This is a genomic window from Synechococcus sp. R5-15, from assembly GCF_047462035.1.
GTDB lineage: Bacteria > Cyanobacteriota > Cyanobacteriia > Thermostichales > Thermostichaceae > Thermostichus.
Map to the genome: position 1 here is coordinate 1 of NZ_JANSIK010000141.1, position 23,561 is coordinate 23,561.

Here is a 23,561-nt window from a genome sequence, read left to right on the forward strand (position 1 = left end):
AGGGCGTCGGCTACGGTCGGCGCTATCCTTCCCCGCCCTGAAGGACGGGGCTTGCCGCGCCTTTTGGTCAGTCGGTGTTTTCGTTGCTCACAAAGGCCGACCCATTGGCCTGGGGTTCGGGCGATTCCAGCGCGTATTTGAGCGCATGCCAGGCCAGGTTGGCGCATTTGATGCGCACTGGAAATTGGGCTACCCCTTTCATGGCGTTCAAAGCCCGTTGCTCCCGCGGGAACTCTTCGCCACCGCGCATCATGGCTTGGAAGCGCTCCACCAACTGCAGAGCTTCGGGGATGGTGCGCCCCCGCACCGCATCCGCCATGAGATCGGCAGAAGCCAGGGCAATGGCACAGCCTGCCCCCTCGAATTTGATATCGACAATCCGCTCCTGGCTGGGATCCAGTTGCAAGGTGAGGTCGATGGTGTCGCCACAGGAGGGGTTGTGGCCACGTTGGTGGCGGTGGACGGGATCCACTCTGCCGAAGTTGTGGGGCTTTTTGTACCGCTCCAGAATGACTTGCTGATAGAGTCCGCGCAGGTTATCTAGAGGCATTGTTGCTCCTGGTTGGTCGCTGCTCTGGCCGGTCGGCAAAAGTCGATCCGCTCATAGCCCATTGCCGCCGGGAATAGCCATAGTTCTCAGATATTCAGGATTTGGGAAGCGAGCCCGACCTGGCCCATCTGGTTTTGATCTTAACCCCGTTCTTGGTAGAGCTTGAGTCAGTAGAAAAACTCCTGCCAGCGCAGGGGCTTAAGTTTGCGCATGTACAGCCAATCAAAAAAGTTCTTCAGCACCGTGGCTGAATAGCCGCGCCAGACCAGCCTGCCTTTCTCGGCAACGGCAACGCGGTTCCCCACCGTTACACAAACAAAAACCGTGGCCTGCGGTCGGTAGGGGATCAGAGGTTGGCCGCGGATGAGCCGCAGCAGGTTTTGGGCTGCAATTGGCCCCTGGCGCACCGCGTACACGCCGATCTTGGGCAAGAGGCGGGATCCCCAAACAAAGTCAGCGCAGTCCCCCACCGCCAAGATGTGCTCTGAGCCTTGCACCCGCAGGTATTTGTCCACGAGCAGGGATCCCGTCGGCCCTGTCGGCAAGCCGCAGGTGCTCAACCAGGCCGGCGCCTGGAAGCCACCTGCCCACAGGCGAGTCTGAGCCATCAACTCGGTGCCATCCGAGAGCCACACGTGCTCCGGCCCAAAGGCTTTCACCTGACATCCGGCCCAGATTTCCACCCCCAGACGGCGGATTTCCCTTTCCACCGCCCGGCGGAAGGGTTCCGAGAAGCCCTCGACCAGATGGGCCTGGCGATGGATCAAGATCAGCCGGGCTTGAGCCAAGGGGATCCCTGTTTTTGCGCTCATCTGCCGACAAAGATCGTAGAGTTCCCCCATCAGCTCTGTGCCGGTACAGCCTCCCCCTGCCACCACAAAGGTCAACAGACCCGGCGTCCGATCCCCCTGGGCTGCCCGTTGCCAGCACTGCCGGATCCAGGTTTGGGCGGCCACCAATTGTTCTGCCGGTCGAATGGTGAAGGCATGTTGGATCCCATCAATGGTGCGCAACTCCTGGCCCACATTCACCAACAGATAGTCGTAGGCCAGAGTTTGGATCCCGGCTTCACTCTCCAGGGTCAGGGTTCGAGCTTCGGGTTGGATGTGGGTGACTCGCCCCGGCAAAAACTGGGCGCCGTTGGCTTGAATATGCTCCAGCAAAGGGATCCGCACCAGCTCCAGAGAAAACCGACCACTCAGCAGCCGCGTGGACATGCCTGAATTAACACTGTAGGGATAGGGGTTGATGGCGATCACCCGTGCCTGCCCTTTGAGCGCCCGCAAGGCGTCGATGGCTCCATAGCCACATCCGGCCAAGATCACAGTGGGCAGGGATCCCCTCATGGCTGGAGCGGGAACCGCTGGGGATCCCCGGCTGCCCATTCCAGGATGGAACCGGAATAGCTTTTGGCCTGCCGGCCCAAATGGGTTAAAACCACCGTGACCCAAGCGGAGCGAACCCCAGCTGTGCAGTAGGCAATGATCTCGGCTTCCGGAGGGATCCCGGCTTTTTGCAGGCGGGCGTGAATTTCATCGGGCGGCAATAGGGATCCCGCCGCATCCATCAGCTCCTTGTAGCAGAGATGCACAGCGCCGGGGATGTGTCCACCGCGCGCCTCACCATAGGGGGTGGCTCCCTTGTATTCTTGGGCTTCGCGACTGTCGAGGATGGCCACACGGTCGGAGCCAAGGCTGGCCCGCAGAGTGTCCCGGTCGATCTCCCACCGGTCGGTTCGCCGCACTACAAAGTCGCCCCGTTGCAGTTTGTCGGCGCTTTGTCGGGCTGTGGTCGGCACTCCCTCCTTCACCAGGGCCGGATAGCCCCCGTCCACCATGACCGCCTGGGGATGACCCAAGCTGCGCAACATCCAAACGATCCAGCCATCTTCTCCCCAACCCCGCAGCGGATCGGCCACCACCACCACCGGACGCCCCTGAAACACGCCAAGGCCCTGCAGCTTTTCGGTGAGAAGGGCATCATCTGCCAACAGCTTGCCGCTGTTGGCAGCCTCTGGCTGAGTAAACTCCGTCCAGTTCACCGGAATTGAACCCTTCAGGATCCCGTCGGCTTGCAATTCCGCACTGCGTGCATCCAGAAGCGTTGCCCCTTGTTGGATGAGCTGGATGGCGGTTGCAGGGCTGACCACCCAACCTGGCGTTGGTGTCATGGGTTGAGAGAACCTTAACTGGAAGATCCTATCCCACCTTACGGGACGAGTAGGCCGGTATGGGCCTCTTCCATCTGTTTGGAGAGAAGCCGTTGCAGGCTCACTCTGGCTTCGGAGAAGTTGGGAGCGATTTCCAAAGCCGAGCGAAAGTGTTCAATGGCCTGCTCCAGCTTGCCTTGGCGGGCAAGGATGGATCCCAGACGATAGTGAGCTGCTCCATAGCTGCCATTGCTGCGAATGGCCCGTCGATAGCTGGCCTCCGCCGAGGTTAGATCCCCCTTGATGCGCGCCACTTCGCCCAGGCCAAAGTGAGCTTCCGGCAACTCTGAATCTCCTTGGAGGGCCTGTTCAAACTGCTGCATAGCCTGCTGCAACTGTTGGGGCTGGATGAACTTGCGCCCAGAGGCATCCCGTTGTTTGGGCCCCAAGTAGGCTAGGCCAGTGGCGGCCATCGCTGCGTGCAGATCGGGGGCCAGCTCCAAAGCCCGCCGGTAGTTCTTCACAGCTTCGCTGTATTGCTCTTGGCTTGCCAACACCAGGCCCAAGCCGTAGTAGGCGCGAGCCTGCTGTCTTTTGAACTGGCCATTGAAGATCACCTGGCTGAACTCCTGGCTGGCTTGAGCCAGATGACCTGCATGCACCATTGCCAAACCCAGATCCACCCGCACACCGGCTGCCAACTCAGGACTGAGATCCAGGCTGAGGGCAGTTCGGAAGGCTGCTATTGCCGCTTTTAACTGACCTTTGCGCATCAGCGCTTGTCCCATCACGGCGTGGGCCAGGCCCAGGCGATCATTCAACTCCAAAGCAGCCCAACAGGAATCGATGGCCTCGTCCCATTGCCCCAGCTTGAGGCGAATTTGAGCAACGCAAAGATGGGCCTCGCTGAAGTGGGGATCCAGCCCCAGGGCCTTTTGTTGCTGAGCTAACGCTTCTGCCCAGTTGCCCTTCTCTGCCCAGGCTTGGCCGAGCAGGCTGAAGATCTCGGCTTGAGCGGATCCCTGGGTGAGGGGGAATGCTTCGGGTAAGTGGGCCAGAACTTCATCCGGCTGATGCTGGGCCAGCCACTGCCGTGCTAGAGCCTTCAGGGTTTCCACCAGGTGGGTGTTGATGCCGCTCCAGTTCGGGTTCAGGTGTTTGGCCTGTTGGTAGTGGCTCAATGCCTCCTGCAGTCGGTTGGTTTTTGCCAACAGATGGGCCAGCTCAACGTGGGCCTCTACGTGATCTGGCTGTTGCCGCACAGCCTCCTGAAACCGCTCCACTGCCTCAGGAATTGGATTGGCCTGTAAAAAGGACAGCCCTTCTGTAAAGGGATCCTGGGATCCCTCCCGCTCAAAGGTGTTGATGGCACGCCGGCCTTGCCAACCCAGCCAGCCCCCCCCTGCAGCCAAGATCAACAGCGGGATCCCCAGCCCCAGCGATCTGGCTCGGGCAGGAACATCGGCTTGCCCAAAAGAGCGCACCACCAACCCAGCCCCCAGCAGGAGAGACAAAGCCAGAGCTCCCCCCAAGAAGGGCCTTAGAGCAGGCCTGTGCAACCATTGATCAAGTGTCGGAAAGTTGGCCAGAACGTCGATAGGAGAACTGGGGCGAGCAGTTGTAGGCAGAGGGGTCGGGATCCCGTCTTGGGAAGGGGCATGGCCAACCGAGGCCTGGCTTGGAGCCGCTTCTGGCCAGCGCTCTTTCTGAATTTTGGGAACCGGTGCCCCCAGAGTTTTAACTTTGCGAAAATCGGAGTTGTGGTCGGGATCCACAACAGGTTTTTGGGCCTCCAGCACCTTGATCTCAGAAATCTTGGTGCCCGGTAATACAATCTGCGTGGCATCGGCACTGCTTTCCCCAGAGGACAAGTAGAAGACTTTTTTCCACTGCGGCTGTGTTTCCCCCTGAAGCCGACCGTACACCACCAGTTGGCTAACTCCCTGCACAGGCAAGCCCCCCAATTGGCTGGCAACTCGATGCAACACCATAGAGCGGCTAAACATCCCCTGCCGTGGGAGATCCACCATGAGGTAAAGGACATCTTGCTTCAGGGCCGAACGGGTTGGCAGGGGGGCCAGGGCCTTCTGCAGAGCCTTGATCAGGGTTTCCACGCTGCGAGCAGCAGATGAGCCAGCCATAAAGTTAGAGTTCGCAAAGTTAAGTTAGAGAGTGAAAAAATGGTCTTGTAACAACTCCAATCCAAGATGGATCCACTTCTCTCGGCAAAAACGAGTACCCCCTCGCCAGAAGTCAAGGCCTCTGACCTCATCTTGCTGCCTCATTGTGCTCAATCTGCCGGAGTCCGTCAATATACTGAAAGAGCCTGTTACAAACGGGGCTGCTGGCCCATTTTGCGACGGAAAAGGTGGGTGTGGTCAGGGCTGTAGAGCCGCGAGCGGGCAGATCTGGAGCTTGACAAGCCTTTCAAGGCAGGGCTGACGAGATAGAGCACTGTGCGTTCTAAGCCGGCTTGCCGGGTGAGGGCGGCCATCTCGGCCAGGGATCCCAGCCAGATCTGTTCGTCCGGCCAACCCAAGCGATAACAAACGGCAACCGGGGTATCGGCGGGGTAGTGAGCCAGCAGATCTGCCTGCGCTTGTTCTACGTGGCGGGCGCTCAGATACAGACACAAAGAAGCGCGGTGGGCTGCCAGACCGGCCAGGGCTTCCGCTTCCGGTACTTGGGTGCGACCGCTGGCGCGGGTGAGGATAATCGTCTGTACCAACTTGGGTATGGTCAACTCCACCTGCAAACGGGCGGCTGCCAATTGAAAGGCGCTTACTCCCGGCACGATCTCAAAAGGGATCCCTGCCTCCGCCAGCCGGATCAGCAGCTCGTGCAGAGCGCCGTAAAGGCAGGGATCCCCATCCTGCAGCCGCACCACCCGCCGCCCCGCCTTGACCCGTTCCACAATTTGCGGCAGCAGCGTTTCCAGCGTGAAGGAGCGGGTGTCAATGGCCTCAACCCCAGAGCGACAATGGGCCAGCACTCCCTCTGGCACCAAAGAACCTGTGTAGAACACTACATCGGCTTCCGCCAGCAGTCTTTGCCCCCGCAGGGTAATCAGCTCCGGATCCCCGGGGCCAGCCCCGACAATGTAGACAGGCCACGACGTCGGTTCGCGCATTTGCTTGCTTCCTACCCCTTCAAGGGCCTCTTTGAAGATCCCTTTTCCAAAGTCTTTTCAAACTGGATTCCAAGGGAACTTATCTGGAGGCTCAAGCATGCAAGATCACGACAGGCACTCGCATCCCATCTTAAGGTACGTTCGGGAAGACTATTATCCCTACGTTGTTTTACCCCAGCCGATTGCTCTCCTCTTGAGGGGGCCAGATCTCCCACCTTGCCCGCCGGAGCCTGAGCCGCCACAGATGCCTGCCCGTCCGCTGGAGCCGGAGCCGCCACAGATGCCGGAGCGCCCAACGGAACCTGAACTACCTCGAATGCCGGAACGCCCTGTTAGGCCAAATCTACCCGAGCTACCCCAGCCTTTGATGGGCAAGCTGCAATCGGCATGGGCAACTGGTGCTGGTGTTGCTGTGCTCATTACCTTGATTATTGCGGAGGCTCCAGAATTGGTTGTTTTAGCAGGTATTGTCGGTATTGCAGCGCTAGCACGTTTTCTCTACGAATCATGGACATACGAGAAGCGAAAAGAAAAATATGAGAGAGAAAGAGCAGAAAAAATATGGAAACATGAAGAAGCTCTGCGTTGCTGGGAAGCGGAATGCAAAGCCCTTGAACAAGCTCACCAGGAAAAACTGAATAAATATTACGAAGAGGTTTGTTTGTGGCAAGTAAGATGTGAAGAGATCCGGAGAGTTCATCAACAGAAATATGAGGAAGTTCTGCGACGGTGGGAAGCAGAATGTGAAGCTCTTATACAAGCTTACCAAGAAAGATTGAGAGAACATCAAGAGGCCCTCCGGCAGTGGGAAGCAGAGTGCGAAGATCTCAAAAAAAATCCATGAAGAAAACCTGAGGAGATACCAAGAGACCGACCTGCGCCGGTGGCAGGAAGAGTGTACGTCCATCAGAAGAAGGCATTGGGAGAAATATCAGGAAGCTCTACGGCAGTGGGAAGCAGAGTGCGAAGGCATTGAAAGAGAACACCGAGATCAGGCTATGGAGCTTATTGCTAATCAAAGGGTCCAGTATCCTGATACAGTTTCTGATGCTCGCTGCGGAAGATTTGATAACTTCCTTCGAAATGCTTTGATGAGACAATTGGAAAGTCTAGAGAGAGATAGCTTTAAAGTTACTCTGCTTCCAGAGAGGTCAGCTGTTAGCATAGAGCAGTCTAGTGTCCGGTGCTATACCCCTGATATCGCAATGCAGGTATCTAGAGATGGAAAAAGATCACTCGTTTTACTCATTGACATTGAAATTGATGAGCCATGGTTTCTTGAAGGTAATCTGTGTAGGCCAGCCCATACTGTGAATGATCCTAAGCAAAGTAAGCGTGATGCTTATCTAGCGGATAGAGGCTGGGTTGTAGTTCGGTTCTCAGAACGGCAAGTTTATGAAGAAAGTGAAAAGTGCATTAATCTCATCTTTTGCTTGGTTTCAGGTGTCTTGGGTGCATTAGATTCTAAACAGCCAGACTTATCATTTTCATTTCCAACGGACCACAAGAGATGGGGTGATCAAAGTGCTCTTAGTGAACCTAGATTTCTTCCTCCCTACTTTTAATTCCCAAGGTTGAGACTGGCCCTACCGGGATTGAATTGAGCTAACGCGCTGGTCCGAGACGCTGCTGCAAGATTTGTGCGGCCAGCAACACATCCAGGGGGGTGGTTAGCTTCAGATTGGATTCCTCCCCTTCGACGATGTAGACTGGCCAACCCAGCTTCTCGAATAGGGCTGCATCATCGGTTACCTGCCAACCCTGGGCCAGAGCCTCCCGATGGGCTTGCCATAGCATCGACAGGCAAAACCCCTGCGGCGTTTGCGCTGCCCACAGCCGGCTGCGTTCTGGGGTTGACTGAATTTGGATCCCTTTTGGGCCTGCCTCAGCGACTTTAATCGTGTCCTTGACAGGGATCCCCGCGATGAGACCATCCACCTGCTGCAAAGCAGCACTACAGCGATCGAACAACTTAGGGGTAGCTAGGCAGCGGGCCCCATCGTGGATCAACACCCGCTCTACTGTTCCCAGGTTATAGAGATACTCAACCCCCCTGTAAACCGACTCCTGCCGCGTCGCCCCCCCTCGTAAAAGCTGCACCGGCGTGGACAGATCCATTGCCGCCAGGATCTGCTCGATGGCCGGCCAATCGCCGGGTTGGGAGAGAATGCCGATCCACTCGATGGAGCTGGCTCGATCCGCAGCCTGCAACGTCCAAGCCAAAATCGGCTGACCCAAGAGCGGCAGCAACAGCTTATTGACCGCAGCCCCCATTCGCTTGCCGCTGCCAGCCGCCGGGATCAGAAGGTGCATGGGATCCAAAAGCGCATTCAACCGGATCCCAGTGTACTGCTCAACTCAACCTTCCAACTCTCCCGAAGCAGTGACAAAGTCAGGGTAGGCAATGTTGCCGTGCTCGCCAATATCCAAGCCGGCCAACTCTTCTTCTGCCGAGACGCGCAGACCGATGGTGCCCTTCAAAATCAAAAACAAAGCCAGACAACAGATAAAAGACCATCCTCCCAGGGCAATAACCCCCAGAATCTGTACCGGCAACACCGCCCAAGTCACCCCCGCTTCCGCATGGGCAAACCACGGGATCCCTGCAGCAATGACCCCCCAAGCGCCGCACACCCCATGTACCGACACCGCCCCCACCGGGTCATCCACCTTCAAGGTGCCCTCGATAAACAGCACCGACAACACCACCAACACCCCGGCCACCGAGCCGATAAGGATTGCCCCCAAAGGATGAACAGTGTTGCAAGGAGCAGTAATGCCCACCAGCCCCGCCAGTGTCCCATTGGCTGCAAACGTCATGTCCGGCTTGGTAAAAATGGCCCAGGAAGTACAGAGAGCGCCGATGGCTCCTGCCGCCCCGGCCAAATAGGTATTGAAAGCAATCCAGCCAATATCAGGAATCGCTGCCGTTGTAGAGCCGGCATTAAAGCCAATCCAGCCCAGCCACAGGATCAACGCCCCCAACATGCCCAAGGGTAAGCTATGCCCGGGAATAGCCCGCGGCTCCCCATTAGGACCATACTTGCCCAAGCGCGGACCCAACACCAAAGTTCCCGCAAAAGCTGCAGCCCCACCCACCAAGTGCACCACCCCCGACCCGGCAAAGTCAATGTAGCCCAGGTTTTCCAGCCAGCCGGCTGTACCACCGTTGTAGTCGGCAAACAGGCCATTCCAGGCCCAGCCCCCGGAAATCGGGTAGATCGCCCCAGAGATGACGATGGAGTAAATCAAATAAGCCAAAAAGCGGGTGCGTTCCGCCATTGCCCCGGAGACAATGGTGGCAGCGGTGGCGGCAAACACCAGTTGGAAACAGAAGAACGTGAAAGGCCAAGCATCGTTTTGACTGCCGGCTTCAGCTCCCTGTTGCCAGTTGAAAAAAAACCAGTTGGTGCCCAAAAAACCGGCCACATGGGATCCGAACATCAGCCCAAACCCCAAAAACCAAAAAGCGCAGGCCCCGAAGCAGAAGTCCATCAGGTTCTTCAGGACAATGTTGGTAGCATTTTTAGCCCGCGTGAAGCCCGCCTCCACCATGGCAAAGCCCGCCTGCATGAAAAACACCAGCGCCCCGGCCACCGTTGTCCAGACGATGTCGGCATGGTATTGCTGAGTTTTCAGTAAGGTTTGTAGCTCAGCCCAAGCCTCGGGTGGGAGAGCCTGTTCCAGAGCCGTGAGATCCGTCTGGGCCAGAGCAGGCGGGGCAACCAAACTTCCCAACCCCAGCAAAGCTCCAACCCCCAGCAGGACTTTCCCCCCTGTCCTCAAACCCAAAAGGATCCCCTGCCGAAGACGAGAGAAAACAGTCTCACCTATCTGACTTTTCATCTCGATTCCAAGTCCCACACCTCGATTTTGAGCTATTTCTCCCCTCCTACCCGTAACCACCTACACCAATGCCACCAAATACATCAGCAAGCCATAAAAGAGAGGGCCAGCCCTGACCCTCCCTTTTGATGCTCATTTGATGCTCAGTTCAGCAATGCTCCGATCCGGCAACCCCAGGTCAGACCGAGCACAACGGCTCAAGATTGCTCCGAATCGGTGGCAGCAGTAACGAAGTCGGGGTAGGCCACGTTGCCATGCTCGCCCACATCCAAACCGGCGATCTCTTCCTCGGCGCTGGTGCGCAGGCCGGTTACAGCCTTGAGGATAAAGAACAGGATCAAGCAGGTAATAAAGGGCCAGAGGAAGTAGGCCAGAGCGCCCACCACTTGTACCCCAAATTGGGCCCAGGTGACCTCTTCAGCATAGTTGGCATTGGCAAAGAAGGGGATCCCTGCTGCCAACACCCCCCAGATACCACAGGTGCCGTGTACCGAAATCGCGCCCACCGGGTCATCAATTTTCAGCACCGTATCCAGGATCACCACCGAAATCACCACCAGAATCCCGGCCACCGAGCCGATGATCAGAGCACCCAAAGGATGGACGCTATCGCAAGGGGCAGTGATCCCCACCAAGCCGGCCAGGACACCGTTGGCGGCAAAGGTCATATCCGGCTTGCCAAAATGAACCCAAGAGGTGAACATCGCCCCAATTGCTCCAGCCGAAGCTGCCAGCAGCGTATTCATGGCAATCCAGCCAATATCGACAGAGGCTGCAGTGGTGGAACCGGCATTAAACCCGATCCAGCCCAAGGCGAGGATAAACACCCCCAACATCCCCAGCGGCAGGTTGTGGCCGGGAATAGCCCGCGGCTCTCCATTGGGGCCGTACTTGCCAATGCGAGGGCCAAGCGCGATCGCACCTGCCAAGGCCGCAGCGCCCCCTACCAAATGCACCACCCCCGACCCGGCGTAGTCGATGTAGCCCAGATTTTCCAGCCAGCCGGCTGTGCCGCCGTTGTAGTCGCCGAACAGCCCGTTCCAGGCCCAACCCCCAGAGATGGGGTAGATTAGCCCAGAAATAACGATCGAGTAGATCAAGTAGGCCAAGAACTTGGTGCGCTCTGCCATCGCTCCGGAAACAATGGTGGCGGCAGTGGCGGCAAACACCATCTGGAAGACAAAGAAAGTAAAGGGCCAGCCATCTGCCTCGTAAGCCTGCTGCCAGCCAAAAGCAAACCAGTCAGTGCCGAAGAAGCCAGTACTTTTGCCGAACATGAGGCCAAACCCAATGAACCAGAAGGCGCAACAGCCCATGCAGAAGTCCATCAAGTTCTTCATCATGATGTTGGCGGCGTTCTTGGCGCGGGTAAAGCCCGTCTCTACCATGGCGAACCCCGCCTGCATGAAGAACACCAAGGCTGCTGCCACGATCGTCCAAACAACGTCAGCGTGTTTCTGAACTTCCTCGGCCTCTTGAGCAAAGGCAGTTCCCTGGCCGAATAGAAAAACCAGCGCAGCCATTAGAGCGGCAGTCAGACTCCACTTGGCCGGTCGCCAAAGCCACTGGGGCACCTGGCTCTTGAGCTTTTGGATCATTGTCGTACTCATGCTTTTCGACTCACCTAAAGTGACAGTACTTCTCGCAACACATTACCCGAAAAGTAGGGCAAGAACACCTCATCAGATATACAGCAAAAGAGACATGAAGCAAACTCACACGAGGCTCAGGCCGGGCAACCCAAACCCTGAACGTGATCCCTTCTCATAGGGCATCTTGGTTGAGCTCGCCAGTTCGGATGCGGATGGTTTTTTCGACGGGGCTGATGAAAATCTTGCCATCCCCGATTTCGCCGGTGCGAGCCGCTGCAATCAGCTTCTCCACCACCGTATCCACCAGGTCATCTTCAACCACGATCTCCACTTTCAGCTTTTGTAGGAACTCTACCGTGTACTCGGATCCCCGATAGCGCTCGGTTTGTCCCTTTTGCCGGCCAAAACCCCGTACTTCACTTACAGTCATGCCGACAATTCCGGCATTGACCAAAGCAATTTTGACCTCATCCAACTTGAATGGCCGGATTACGGCCTCGATTTTTTTCATTTGCCTCCTGCACCCCGGACAATTCCGCTAATTTCTAACACTACTGACACCTGCAAATTGTAAAAACAGATACATTTTTATCTCCTACTGAAGATGCTTACCACTCTGGATTTGCTCCCGTCAAGACCGGAAGGCCAAGCTTAAGCTACCTTAACGGGAGGAAGTCCCCACTGGCGTCTCACCAGCATCTGTAAGCGGCTGAGGGCTGAGAGAGGCCAAGCTGGCTGTAATAAGCGCTACCGCAAGCCACCACAGCATTTGTACCTGGGGACGATACCAGATGGTATCCACCAAGCCGTGGGCCATCATGCCGGTGCAAGCGGCCAAGCCTGCTGCCACCCACAGACCCTGGGGATCCCGCAAGTTGAGCAAAGTTTTCCAGCATCTCCAGCCGTGATCCCAGAGCACCAAGAGAAACCAGGCGAAAGTTAAAGATCCGATGAAGCCAGTCTCTACGGTGAGCTGCAGCGGCACTGAATAGGCTCCAAGGGCGCTGAAGTTGCCTCGTTGGTAGAGGGGATAGACGCGGTTAAAGGCAACATTGCCGGGGCCGATCCCCAAGATGGGAAAGTCGCGGATCATCTCCAGCACCGCCGCCCAGACATTGAGGCGAAAGTTGTTGCTGGTATCCAACCGCCCCCAAAAAAGGCTCTGCACCCGCAGCCGCAGGGAGCGTACCGTCAGGATCCCGAGCAACAGAGCAGCCCCCCCTCCGCCCAACAGGGCCGGCAAGGCCCAACGCCGCCAGCGGGCTGGCAAATCGACAGAATGCCACTGTGCCAACAGCACGACCATCAGGGTGAGCATGGCCAGCCCCCCAATCCAGGCGCCACGACTGTAGGTGAGCAACAGGCAAATCAGGTTCACCGCCGTCGTAAACCCGGCCAGGAGTTTCGCCCCCCAACTGGGCCAAATCCAAGTGGCGGCCAGCCCCAGAGGAATGACCGGGATCAAGTAGCCCCCGTACAGATTTGGGTTGCGCAGATAGCTGTACACCCGCGTCAGACCTGCCAAGCCCGACTCCGGATCCACCCAGGTGGCCAGTTCTGCTGCCCCATAAAAGTATTGCCGCAGGCCATGGATCCCCATCACCAAGCTGACCAAAAGCAGGGATCCAACGATCCCATCTCGGAATTGGGGTTTGCGCAGCAGACGATGCAACAACAGATAACCAGCCAGGTAGAGAGTCAACTTCAGCCAGCCATCCCGTGCTGCGTAGGCAACCGGAGAGAGAATCGTTGCCAAGGTGGCAATTCCCCAGAAAAGGACCAGGGGCAGATGCAGCGGCAGCCCAATCGGCATTTCCACCAAAGCGCACAGGCCCACCAGAGCAGCCATAGCCAGCAAAATCAGGCCCAGGATGCCGGTGGAGCTGTGTGCAGAGAAAATCCAGTAGAGCAGCACTAGCCCCAGGCCAATCCGGTCGGAAGTTTGAACCAATATGCTGCTCTTCCCCCAACTTTGCAGGGATCCCAATAGACGACCCAAAAGGCTTCCCTGCCACCAAGCCTTGATGGGAAAGTCGCGCAGCAGAAAACCCTGCCACAGTTGCGTTGCTCGTTCCATAATCCTCTGGGGCGTGTTGGGCCCAAATCCCCACACCTCAAGTCATCCTACTGGTTTCACCAGCGGGACAAAGCTTTAGTCTATATCCCCAGAGGCAAAGAGACAACGAAGAAGAGCGCAACCTCTTATCGCGCCAGCCGGACAAAGTACCCCTCAACAAAAACAAAGAACCGGCTGACTCACAAGACTCTACAAGACAAAAGGCATCGAAGAGTTATCAAAGTTGGGTTTTCAATCTTAAGAACAAGTCTCTGTAAAAAGCAAAGAAGAACAGCAGGAAAAACTACAAAAAGCTCTATCTCAATCTTCAATCAAATGTTGGATTGCCGCAATCGAAGATCTCCTGACCTACCACAGACCGATTCTCAAAAGATTCTTCAGGCAACACAGGCTAACACTTGACCTTGAGATCCTCTTTCACCTTCGGCATTAGGAGAAGGGATTTGATCGCCTAAGCGGGATCCAGACCAACCTTCCTTGGCTCTAACTGCGTTCTGGGAATTGGAGTTGGAATAGTGAATCTGAATACGAGTAGGACGGCCCAGCCCTAGGGCAGATCCCATGCAACGGGCTAAGATTTGCATCTTATACTCAAACTCGCCAATGCCATCCATAATCTTTAACCCTGCAGTCTCTGCTCCTAATTCAACTGTAGGAGAAGGTCTACGAAACCTCTTCAGTGGGAATACAGAACTTTACTTTTTGAGTCAAGCTGGGCTCGGTATCTTCACTTGGACTGACTCCCTCCACCAAGTTGAGCAGGGATCCCAGCCAAACCGCTTAGACAAGGGGAACTGACCTACGCAAAATGGAGGAAGTAGGGGAAAAGCATCTTGTAAATCACTCGGTCGAAGCGTGCCCGTTTACCTGTACTGGGGAGATGACACCTATCGCCTGATGCAGGCGGTACAGCAGTTGCGGGATCAAGTGCTGGATCCCCACTGGGCAGCTTTTAACTACGATCGCCTGCCGCCGGAATCCACGGTTGCCGGGCTCAACCAAGCCATGACCCCGCCGCTGGGATCCAACGCCCGCTTGGTTTGGCTGGAAGAGACAACACTCACCCACCATTGCCCGGAAGATCTGTGGGAAGAAGTGGAGCGAACCTTGGCCCAGTTGCCCCCCACCACCCATTTGCTCTTGACCACCAGCAATAAACCCGATGGGCGCCTGAAATCCACCAAAATCCTCAAAAAAACGGCCATTGTCCGCGAGTTTTCCCAACTGGCCCCTTGGGATGAGGAGGGCATTCTCCAGCAGGTGCAGCGGGAAGCTGAACAACGGGATCTGGCCCTCAGCCCGGCAGCCGCCCAGAAATTGGCCGAGGCGGTGGGCAATGACTCCCGTCGCTTGGCGATGGAATTGGAAAAGCTGGCCCTGTTTACGGCAGGTCAACAGGATCCCATTTCTCCTGAACAAGTCGAGGCGTTAGTTCCCGCCAGCGCCTACAACAGCTTTCAATTGGCGGGATCCCTGCGCAAAGGGAATCTGGAACAAGCCCTACGCATCTTGACCCATCTGCTGGATCACAACGAGCCGGCCCTGAGGATTCTGGCGGTGTTGGTAGGCCAATTTCGCACCTGGCTATGGGTGCGGCTGCTGCTGGATCAGGGAGAACGGGATCCCAAGGTCATCGCCCAGAAAGCAGAAATCGGGAATCCCAATCGGGTTTACTTTCTGCAAAAAGAGGTGGGATCCCTGAAGACCACAGCTTTACTGAAAGCAATGCAGCAGCTTTTGCAATTGGAATACAACCTCAAGCAAGGACAGCCGGAACGAGATGCCTTTCAAGAAGCGCTGATCCAAATCGTGGCTATATTGGGTGAAGGCCGAGCTCAGAGCAAGTAGAGCAGAATAAACAGCACAACCCAAACCCCATCCACAAAGTGCCAGTAGATCTCGGCAGCTTCGACGCCAAAATGATGTTGGGCGCTGTAGTGGCCGGGTTTAAAGGAGCGCCAGAGCACCGCCAGAATAAACAGCAACCCTGCCATCACGTGGAGACCATGAAACCCCGTTAAAACATAGAAGGTGCTGGCAAACAAATTGGTGGTGAGGCCAAACTCCAGGTTGCTGTACTCATAGAGTTGCCCTGCCAGGAAAACCGCCCCCATCAGCGCTGTGAGGGCAAACCACAGCCGCAGACCCCTGACATCATCGGCCTTGATGGCCGACCCAGCTTTGTGAATGACGAAGCTGCTGGAGAGCAAAATCACCGTGTTGATCCCAGGCAAAAGCAATTCCCGCTCTGGGGTTCCCTCCGGCGGCCAGACAGGAGCGGTGAGGCTGTAGGCCAGGTAGGCCATGAAAAGCCCCAAAAATAGGCAGCCTTCTGCCACCAAAAACATCAAGATGCCGAAGACGCGATGATCCGGGTGCTCAGCGTGGGCAGTGTGGGCCCTTGAGTGGCCAACCATCAGCGTTTCAGAGGCAAGGGATCCTTGCATATTCCTTTCCACCTAAATTCCTGAATTCCTGAATTCCTGAGACTTCTTGAGGCTGTACAAGCAGCCCAGCCAAGACTGGAATACCCAGTGAGCAGGGGATCAGCCGCCCACCGGGCATCCGGCCTGCTAAGAAGAAGTAGGCTCCGCTTCCGCCAGTGCCAGCTCCCGCACGCTCTGCAACTGAGCAGCAAAGTAGTCCAGCGTCTCTTTGCTGTGCAAGCCGTAGTCGTAGGGGCCAGTTAGCAGAATGGGATCCCCATAGAAGTTGTGATGGGGCGGGGGAGAAGAAGTTGTCCACTCCAGTGTCAGGGCCTGCCAAGGATTATCCCCAGCTTTTGGCCCGGCCACCCAAGAGTAGATGACGTTGACCAAAAAGGGCAGGGTGGAAATGGCCAGAACAAAGGCCCCCACCGAGCTGATCCAGTTCAGATCGGCAAATTGCGGGTCGTATTGGGCAACGCGGCGGGGCATCCCCATCAGGCCCAGCTTGTGCATCGGCAGAAAGCAGATGTTGAAGCCGACGAAGGTCAGCACAAAATGTACCCGTCCCCAAAACTCATTCAACATGCGCCCCGTCATCTTGGGGAACCAATGGTAGATACCGGCATAGATCCCGAACACGCTGCCCCCAAACAACACATAGTGCAGGTGGGCTACCACAAAGTAGGTGTCGTGGACGTGGATATCCAGGGGCACCGAGGCGAGGATAATCCCGCTCAAGCCGCCGATCACGAACATCGAGACAAAGCCCATGCCAAACAGCATGGCCGACCGGAAGTGGATCTTGCCGCCCCACAAAGTGGCCAGCCAGCTAAACACCTTGATCCCAGTGGGAACGGCAATGGCCATGGTGGCGATCATGAAGAACACCCGCATCCAGTCAGGGGTGCCGCTGGTGAACATGTGGTGCGCCCAGACGATCAACCCCAAAAAGCAGATGGCCAAGCTGGAATAGGCAATGGCTTTGTAAGCAAAGATGGGCTTGCGGGCATGCACCGGCAAAATCTCCGAGATCATGCCAAAGACTGGCAAGATCATGATGTACACCGCCGGGTGGGAGTAGAACCAGAACATGTGCTGGTAGACCACCGGATCCCCGCCGCCGCTGGGGTTAAAAAAGGCCGTGCCTGCCAAGAGGTCAAAGCTAAGCAAAATCAATGCACCGGCCAAAACCGGTGTTGCAATGAGGGTAAGAATAGATGCTGCCAGCATGGCCCAGCAAAACAGCGGCATGTCTTCCATCTTCATGCCGGGCATGCGCATCTTCAGAATGGTGGTGATGAAGTTAACCGCCGCCAGGATGGAAGAGGTTCCTGCCAACAAAATGCTCAGGATCCAGAGTTCTTCCCCCACCTTGCCGCTGATCAAGCTGAGGGGGGGGTAGGAAGTCCAGCCGGCAGCCGGAGCCTCTATGAACAGGCTGGCCAAAAGCAGGATCCCTGTGGGCGGAACCAGCCAAAAGGCCACTGCATTCAGCTTGGGGAAGGCCATATCCCGCGCCCCAATCATCAGCGGTACCAGGTAGTTGCCAAAGCCCCCCACCAAAGCAGGCACGATCCACAAAAAGATCATGATCGTGGCGTGCAGGGTAAAGGCACCGTTGTACCGCTCAAAGCCGAGAAAGTCGGCCTCTGGAGTAGCCAGCTCTGCCCGTACTGCCGTCGCCAGCGCCCCTCCCACCAAGTAGAAGAAAAAGGTGGTCACCAAGTACTGGATCCCGATGACCTTGTGATCGGTGGAGAAGGTAAAGAAGCGCCACCAAGGCTCAGCAGGAAGTTCCAGTTCAACCTTCGGTGCAGCAACAAGTCTTGGGCTGTCTTGCAGCTGGGTCATTGCACAAAAGCTCCTATATCGCGTTGGCAGAATGTTGTTCCCACAAGCGCAGGCCAAAGGGATGTTGGGGATCCCGGCTAGCCTGCGGAAGGAAGGGATCCAGAATGGGACTGGAGAGACTTCAAATCTGAGGGGGAGACGCCCAAACGCTGGTGGTGGACATGGGCAAAGGCAGACTCGGCCTCAGGGGAGCCTGGCCGAGGAGAGGGATGGACTGGCGAGAAATCTGAAACGAGGGCCAAGGTGCTGCCCTCGCCACGGGCGGCCAAAACTTGCTCCTGCTGCCAGCGCTCGAAGTCTTCCGGCGTATCCACAAACAATTGCCCTGCCATCACCCCATGATAGGGGCCGCACAGCTCTGCGCAGATGATGGGGTACTGCCCCAGTTGGGTAGGCACAAACTCCAGGTGGGTCTCTCGGCCCGGGATCACATCCTGCTTGAGGCGAAACTGCGGCACCCAGAAGGCATGGTTCACATCCAGAGCCGTCATATCCAAGCGCACCCGCTTGTTTAGAGGAAGGTGCAGCTCGCTGGCCACCAGGCCGGAATCCGGGTAGGTGAACATCCAAGCATATTGCATGCCCTGAACTTGAACGACCAGATCCGGCTGGCCCATCTCCTTCCCGGGTAGCACCGCAGGCGTGTAGGCGTAGCCGGGATCCCCCTCCTCAGCTTCGTGGGAAGCCTCCATCGCCATGGTCGCGGCCATGGTCGCGTGGATATGGCCGCCGACATGAGCACCCCCGTAAACAGCTTGATAGACATCTAGGCTGGCCAAGCCCAACCAAAGAATGATCACCGCCGGCACCGCCGTCCACACGATCTCCAGCAGCACATTGCCGTGGCTGGGATCCCCGTCGCCTTTGTCGCCTCGCCGCTTGCGGTAGCGGACAATACAGTAGAGAAGTACACCCTGTACCACCAAAAAGATCCCTGTGGCAATGGTTATGGTGCTGTTAAAGAGGCTGTCGAACAAGGGGGCTGATTCGGCAGCAGATTCGGGAAGCAGATGGTGGTTTTGCCCGTACCAAAGGCTGGCAAGGGTCAGGAGGATCCCCATACCCACCAAGATGATGTTGCTAATCGCACTCACGACTGCTTTTCCCCAATACAAAGAGCGTCCATCCTAGCAGATAATCTGCTCACAGCGTCTGCAAACTACCTTGCTCAACTTAATCCGTCGTTTTTTACTGTTGCCGTTTTTTATTTTTGTTTGCATTGTTTATGGAGTTTACAAAGTTTTCCGATTGTAGAGTCTGCTTCGCTGCGCACGGCTTCTCCACTAGTATCAGATAGTAGTCTGCGGGAGAGAGAAACCCTGCAGGCTTATGGATCTCTTCAGGATCTTTCAGGGTGAGCAGTGACGAGGCGGAGCTTTGGTTCCGAGATTTTCGGCAGACCTGTGTAAGGGCGGTACCACATTGAAGGCTGGCTCTGGTTGAGGGTCATCTCTCCAAGCTGAGATTTTTGCTGGCTGTAGACTGAGGTAGGGTGGGATAACCCCGCAATTGGGCTGGTTTGGACAGGTTTTCTCTCTTTAATCTCTGCTTCTGTTTAATCTCTGCTTCGCTTTCCCCAATGTCTTCTCCCCATTCACTGGCGACCTTGCTATCTGATCCAGGGGATCCCTTGCCGATCCAGACTCCATCAACGGTCTCGGAATTGGCCGGAATCTTAAAGGAGTGCCAAGGGCGGAAAGTGCTGCCGCTGGGGCAGGGGAGCAAGTGGGGCTGGGCCCACTCTGTGGAGCCGGTGGATCTGGTTCTCAGCACACGTGGCTTACGCCGGCTCATCGACCATGCGGCTGCTGATCTCACCGTCACGGTGGAAGCTGGCATGACTTTGGCGGAACTGCAACACATCTTGGCCGAGCGGGGGCAATGGTGGCCGGTGGATCCCCTCTATCCGGAGCGGGCTACCCTGGGGGGCATTATCGCCACTGCCGATACGGGTTCTCTGCGCTGGCGTTACGGCGGGATCCGCGACTTGCTGCTGGGCATAGCCTGGGTGCGGGCGGATGGGGAAGTGGCCAAAGCGGGCGGGCGGGTTGTCAAGAATGTTGCTGGCTATGACCTGATGAAGCTGTTCACCGGATCCTTGGGCAGCTTGGGAATTTTGACCCAGGTGAGCCTGCGGCTTTACCCCTTGCCGGCAGCTCAGTCTGCTTTGCTGGCCATAGGATCTTTGCCGGAGCTGGAGGTTTTGTGTCGGCAGGTGCTGACCGGCCCCGTTAACCCTGTGGGGGTGGATCTCTGGCTGAGGGCAGAGGGATCCCAAGTTTGGCTCAGCTTTCACGGCTCGGAGCGAGCAATCGCCCAACAGATGGCCCAAACGCGGCGGCTGGCCCCTGCAGGGCTGACTTTGCAGGAAGTGAATCCCGACTCTCTGCCCCTGCCTCAACCCGGCTCAGGGGCGGTGCTGGCCAAGTTCGGGTGCCTGCCCAATCAGAGCCTGGCAACATTGGAGCAGTTTCAAACCCTGTTTCCTGGGGCTCAGGTGCAACTGCACCGAGGCTGTGGGCTAGGGCGGGCTTGGCTGGTTCAGCCAGAAGTGGGATCCCTAATGCAACTGCAGCGCTACCTCAAGTCCGCAGGCGGATTTCTCCTGCTTCTGGAGGCTCCGCCGGCTCTGAAGAAGGCTCTTGCCCATGACTTTGGCCCGGCTGCCAGCCTAATGCGCAAGCTGAAGCAGCAATTTGACCCTGCCGGCACCTTCAGCCCCAGCTTGATATAAACATCGCCCTCGCCACCGCTGCTTCCTCGGGATCCCTCTGGCCAAACGTCTTGTTCCGGTGCATGATAGATCTATAAGAAATTGAAACATTTCTTAACATCATTTCTCAGTATCTCAGCGTCAAAGCTAAGAGAGGGATCAGCATGAGCATCGAGTGGCAGCGGATACTCCGCGTTGGGGTGGGCCTTTGCCTTGGGCTGTTGATTGCGGTGGGCGGGGGATCCCTGACCTGGGCGCAACCTGCCCTGCCGGTGGTGCCGATGGAGTTGCCCCAGCCGCCTGTGCCGGTCTTGGACTTAGCGGATCAGTTGACCAGCAATCAGGAAGCTCAACTGGCCCAGCATCTGAACAAGTTAGAGCAAGACACCGGCTGGAAGCTGCGGGTGCTGACTCAGTTCGACCAAACACCGGGTCGTCAGGTGAAGGAATACTGGGGCTTGAATGAGCGCAGCGTTCTGATGGTGGCGGATCCCAGGGGGGGCAACTTACTGGCGTTTAATGTAGGGGATGCTGTGCGCGAGATCTTGCCACGTACCTTTTGGATTGAGCTGCAATCTCGCTTTGGCAATCAATTCTACGTGCGGGAGCACGGCACCCACCGCGCCATCTTAGAGACCGTGGATGTTTTGGATCGCTGCTTTCATCAGGGGGGCTGCCGCGTGGTGCCCGGCCTGCCTCAAGAGCAGTGGATCCTGACGCTGGTGACCTCGATTTTGGGGGGGATTGTCCTTGGGTTTGCCGGCAAGCCCCGCCATGCGGAGGAGCTGTTTAACTGGCGTTGGGCCTTGCTCATTTCTCCCCTGTGGTTCATTCTGTTCGGGGCTTTCGGTATCGGCCCGGTGGTCACACGTACTCAGGATTGGATCCCGGTCTTGCGCAACGTCTTGGGGTTTCTGGCAGGGGCTTTGGTGATCTACCTAGCTCCCATTGCTCGCCCGGCAGTGGATCAGCAGTAGCTGACTCGTGAAGTCGGCTGGGCGTCCTTCCCTGCGAGCCCCAGTTCGCAGGGGACAAATGCTAGAATCGGTGAGCAGAAATTGCTGGTGTAGCTCAGTTGGTAGAGCACTCGACTTGTAATCGAGCGGTCGTCAGTTCGAATCTGACCATCAGCTTTTGTTGCTATAGAGCTGGGCTCTGCCGTCTCCTCTCCCTGAAGCAGAACTCAGCTTCTACACTGGTGGTTAGATCGGCCTCAGCGGGAGCCCTGGGCCTTACCGGCAAAAGGCCAAGGCCGTTCCCTGCTCAGTTTGGCATACCTACTCAGCCGATTGGGTTGTTCTCCTGATTCTCCTTGGATGTCTATGTCCGGTCTCCCAGCCGCTACGGTTCGTCGATTGCAAAAGCTGCCCCAGGTGCCCTCGGTGTGGGAAGGGGATCGCCACAAGCTCTCAGGATCGCCACCCATGGGATCCCAGACAGAGGGGGAGTGCATTCTTTGGGTAGATGGCGTTCAGGGCGTGGTACGGGCCATGGAAGTGGTGTCCGCCGATTCTGGCTTTGAGCCGATGGTGCGAACCTTGATTGTGGCCATGGAGCGGCCCCATGCTGCCTCACCTGCTCGCCCCCAGAAGATCATCGTGCGGGATCGAGAGGTGCAATTTTTCTTGCGCGGCATTCTGCACCAGCTGGACATTAAGGTGGAATGCCAGCCGGAATTGCCTCTGATCGACGAGATCCTGCAGAGCTTTGAAGAGGCCAACGAGCGGATCCCTCCCCCTCTGCCGGAACACTATGTTGAGTTGCTGGCCGGCAAAGCCCTTACCCTCTGGCGAGATGCTCCCTGGGATTACCTAGAGGATCACCAAATCTTGGCCATCGACCTAGATCACTGGGACATCCAAACCCTTTATGTCTCGGTGATGGGGCGGTTGGGCATGGAGTATGGGGTGCTTTTTTATCGCTCGCTGCCCTCTCTTAAACAGTTTCGCCAGGATGCGGCCCAGCCGGCCACTCCCGAAGAAATGGAGGAGGCTTTCCTCAGACAAGATTGTCTCTATCTCACCTTCCAAGCTGGCAATCCTGAACTCAACGAACTGCCGGATCTGGACTTGGCAGAGTTGGATCCCGAGGAAATTGAGCCGAACTTCGGCACCATTCACCCCCTGGAAGGCTTGCGCGTGACTTTGCAGGAGGATGAGGCGGCGGCCTTATCGGTGGCCTTGGAAGCCTTGCATCGCTTCTTCAAGCAGTACCACCGCAAGCTGGAAGATGACTTTCGACCCTATCAAGGCCGGTACCGCATTCCCAACCCCCAAGAGAAGGGGACAACCCTTTCGGTGCAGGTGCGCACCCTGCCGGACGTGGCCGAAGAGCTGCTGGAGCTGGAAGGGGAGGAGGAAGAACCTGCCCAAACCCTGCTGCGGGATGATTTGGTGCCGGAAGGGGCGCAGATAGGTTTGGGGGTCTTGCCGTGGACAACGGTGGAAATGCTGCGGCGCACGGGGCAATGGCATCCCCTCCCCCAAAGCAAGCTGGTGAAAAATGGAGAAGGGCTGCCGGTGGTGATTGTGCGCACCTCTCGATCAAAAGCAAAGCAGCTCATCGAGAATTTGCGTGGGGAAGGTGGGCCGCAAGGCGTTTGTTTCAACACAGGGGTGGATCCCTTCGATGGCGATCGCTACGACTTGGAAATTGTGCAAACGGGCAATCGCGATCTGCACCTGTTTGGAGAGTTTCCCGAAGATGATCCCGTTCACTCCATGGCTCGCAAGCGCTGGGAGCGGCGTTGCCGGGATACGGGTGGCTATTGCGGCTTGGTGGTGGCGATGGGGGTGAATTCTACGCGCCCAGAGCTGCAAGTGCGCCACATTCTGGCCTTGTTTGAGATGCAGGCTTTGAACCCAACGGGACTGGGACTGGGGCCGATGGTGCGGATTAGCCGACAATTGCACTTGCCTTGACCGTCCAGATGGAGGCAGGTTAGGTGCTGCTGGTAACCTGAGCAACTTTCTCCCAGCCGGGATCCCTTCTTTCTATGCTCTGGCAGGTTTACCGGGCGGTGATTCGGTTTTTCCAGGGATCCACGCTATCTTGGCTCTGGTTCTCTCCTGGGTGCTGACCGGCAAAATAGCTCGACAAAGCATCTCGACAAAGCATACAGTGGCCCTATCATCTGGGGGCTCTGGTATTGACCCTCAGCTAGAAATCGCAGGAGCCCCGCACTGTACCCGTAGGGTCAGTGCCGGGAGGAATGCGCTTTGATG

The 23,561-nt window shown here is 56.9% G+C and carries 18 protein-coding genes and 1 tRNA gene; 6 read left to right on the forward strand and 13 right to left on the reverse strand.

Annotated features, from left to right (window positions below; genetic code table 11):
- Positions 1 to 67 precede the first annotated feature (67 nt).
- The 5 genes from sufU to cobM form a co-directional block, all read right to left on the reverse strand.
- On the reverse strand, positions 68 to 550 hold the full coding sequence (sufU, locus tag NW839_RS11560) for a Fe-S cluster assembly sulfur transfer protein SufU (protein ID WP_011434254.1): 483 nt from the start codon (positions 548 to 550) through the stop codon (positions 68 to 70).
- Between the two features lie 167 nt (positions 551 to 717).
- Positions 718 to 1,896, reverse strand: coding sequence for an NAD(P)/FAD-dependent oxidoreductase (locus tag NW839_RS11565; RefSeq protein ID WP_414351267.1), 1,179 nt, complete (start codon positions 1,894 to 1,896; stop codon positions 718 to 720).
- Positions 1,893 to 2,720 (reverse strand): sulfurtransferase, encoded by an 828-nt coding sequence (locus NW839_RS11570; protein ID WP_414351264.1) that lies wholly within the window; start codon positions 2,718 to 2,720, stop codon positions 1,893 to 1,895. The genes NW839_RS11565 and NW839_RS11570 overlap by 4 nt, the downstream gene beginning before the upstream one ends.
- Positions 2,721 to 2,758: 38 nt before the next feature.
- On the reverse strand, positions 2,759 to 4,840 hold the full coding sequence (locus NW839_RS11575; protein ID WP_414351261.1) for a tetratricopeptide repeat protein: 2,082 nt from the start codon (positions 4,838 to 4,840) through the stop codon (positions 2,759 to 2,761).
- A 188-nt stretch (positions 4,841 to 5,028) separates the two neighbouring features.
- Positions 5,029 to 5,829: a precorrin-4 C(11)-methyltransferase gene (cobM, locus tag NW839_RS11580; protein ID WP_414351259.1), complete on the reverse strand. Its 801-nt coding sequence runs from the start codon at positions 5,827 to 5,829 to the stop codon at positions 5,029 to 5,031.
- A 367-nt stretch (positions 5,830 to 6,196) separates the two neighbouring features.
- Here cobM and NW839_RS11585 point away from each other — a divergent pair, with 367 nt between their 5' ends.
- A complete protein-coding gene (locus tag NW839_RS11585; protein ID WP_414351257.1) occupies positions 6,197 to 6,673 on the forward strand; it encodes a hypothetical protein in 477 nt (158 codons plus the stop codon).
- Between the two features lie 761 nt (positions 6,674 to 7,434).
- Here NW839_RS11585 and ispD read toward each other — a convergent pair.
- The 5 genes from ispD to NW839_RS11610 all read right to left on the reverse strand — a co-directional run bounded on the left by ispD (position 7,435) and on the right by NW839_RS11610 (position 13,344).
- Positions 7,435 to 8,142: a 2-C-methyl-D-erythritol 4-phosphate cytidylyltransferase gene (gene ispD / locus NW839_RS11590; RefSeq protein ID WP_414351273.1), complete on the reverse strand. Its 708-nt coding sequence runs from the start codon at positions 8,140 to 8,142 to the stop codon at positions 7,435 to 7,437.
- A 45-nt stretch (positions 8,143 to 8,187) separates the two neighbouring features.
- Positions 8,188 to 9,558: an ammonium transporter gene (locus NW839_RS11595; protein ID WP_240527655.1), complete on the reverse strand. Its 1,371-nt coding sequence runs from the start codon at positions 9,556 to 9,558 to the stop codon at positions 8,188 to 8,190.
- Between the two features lie 314 nt (positions 9,559 to 9,872).
- Positions 9,873 to 11,285, reverse strand: a complete 1,413-nt coding sequence (locus NW839_RS11600; protein ID WP_414351252.1) for an ammonium transporter — start codon at positions 11,283 to 11,285, stop codon at positions 9,873 to 9,875.
- A gap of 154 nt (positions 11,286 to 11,439) precedes the next feature.
- Positions 11,440 to 11,778 (reverse strand): P-II family nitrogen regulator, encoded by a 339-nt coding sequence (locus NW839_RS11605; protein ID WP_011430352.1) that lies wholly within the window; start codon positions 11,776 to 11,778, stop codon positions 11,440 to 11,442.
- A 150-nt stretch (positions 11,779 to 11,928) separates the two neighbouring features.
- Positions 11,929 to 13,344 carry an IctB family putative bicarbonate transporter gene (locus tag NW839_RS11610; protein WP_414351251.1) on the reverse strand — a complete coding sequence of 472 codons (1,416 nt, stop codon included), beginning with the start codon at positions 13,342 to 13,344 and terminating at the stop codon, positions 11,929 to 11,931.
- A gap of 855 nt (positions 13,345 to 14,199) precedes the next feature.
- Between NW839_RS11610 and holA the strand changes: the two genes are divergently transcribed.
- Complete coding sequence (gene holA / locus NW839_RS11615) at positions 14,200 to 15,192, forward strand: DNA polymerase III subunit delta (RefSeq protein ID WP_414351250.1); 993 nt, start codon at positions 14,200 to 14,202, stop codon at positions 15,190 to 15,192.
- Here the strand turns inward: holA and NW839_RS11620 are convergent.
- The 3 genes from NW839_RS11620 to NW839_RS11630 all read right to left on the reverse strand — a co-directional run bounded on the left by NW839_RS11620 (position 15,180) and on the right by NW839_RS11630 (position 18,718).
- A complete protein-coding gene (locus NW839_RS11620) occupies positions 15,180 to 15,791 on the reverse strand; it encodes a cytochrome c oxidase subunit 3 (protein ID WP_414351249.1) in 612 nt (203 codons plus the stop codon). The genes holA and NW839_RS11620 overlap by 13 nt on opposite strands.
- Before the next feature lie 126 nt (positions 15,792 to 15,917).
- Positions 15,918 to 17,624 (reverse strand): cytochrome c oxidase subunit I, encoded by a 1,707-nt coding sequence (ctaD, locus tag NW839_RS11625; protein WP_414351246.1) that lies wholly within the window; start codon positions 17,622 to 17,624, stop codon positions 15,918 to 15,920.
- Between the two features lie 77 nt (positions 17,625 to 17,701).
- The gene (locus tag NW839_RS11630) at positions 17,702 to 18,718 is read right to left on the reverse strand and encodes a cytochrome c oxidase subunit II (RefSeq protein WP_414351244.1); all 1,017 of its coding nucleotides are present in this window, start codon (positions 18,716 to 18,718) and stop codon (positions 17,702 to 17,704) included.
- 536 nt (positions 18,719 to 19,254) lie between these two features.
- Between NW839_RS11630 and NW839_RS11635 the strand changes: the two genes are divergently transcribed.
- The 4 genes from NW839_RS11635 to NW839_RS11650 all read left to right on the forward strand — a co-directional run bounded on the left by NW839_RS11635 (position 19,255) and on the right by NW839_RS11650 (position 23,258).
- Complete coding sequence (locus NW839_RS11635) at positions 19,255 to 20,358, forward strand: FAD-binding oxidoreductase (RefSeq protein ID WP_414351242.1); 1,104 nt, start codon at positions 19,255 to 19,257, stop codon at positions 20,356 to 20,358.
- 260 nt (positions 20,359 to 20,618) lie between these two features.
- On the forward strand, positions 20,619 to 21,314 hold the full coding sequence (locus NW839_RS11640) for a TPM domain-containing protein (protein ID WP_414351270.1): 696 nt from the start codon (positions 20,619 to 20,621) through the stop codon (positions 21,312 to 21,314).
- An 83-nt stretch (positions 21,315 to 21,397) separates the two neighbouring features.
- Positions 21,398 to 21,470: transfer RNA gene (locus tag NW839_RS11645), tRNA-Thr, on the forward strand.
- 189 nt (positions 21,471 to 21,659) lie between these two features.
- Positions 21,660 to 23,258, forward strand: a complete 1,599-nt coding sequence (locus tag NW839_RS11650) for a DUF6930 domain-containing protein (protein ID WP_414351240.1) — start codon at positions 21,660 to 21,662, stop codon at positions 23,256 to 23,258.
- Positions 23,259 to 23,561 lie beyond the last annotated feature (303 nt).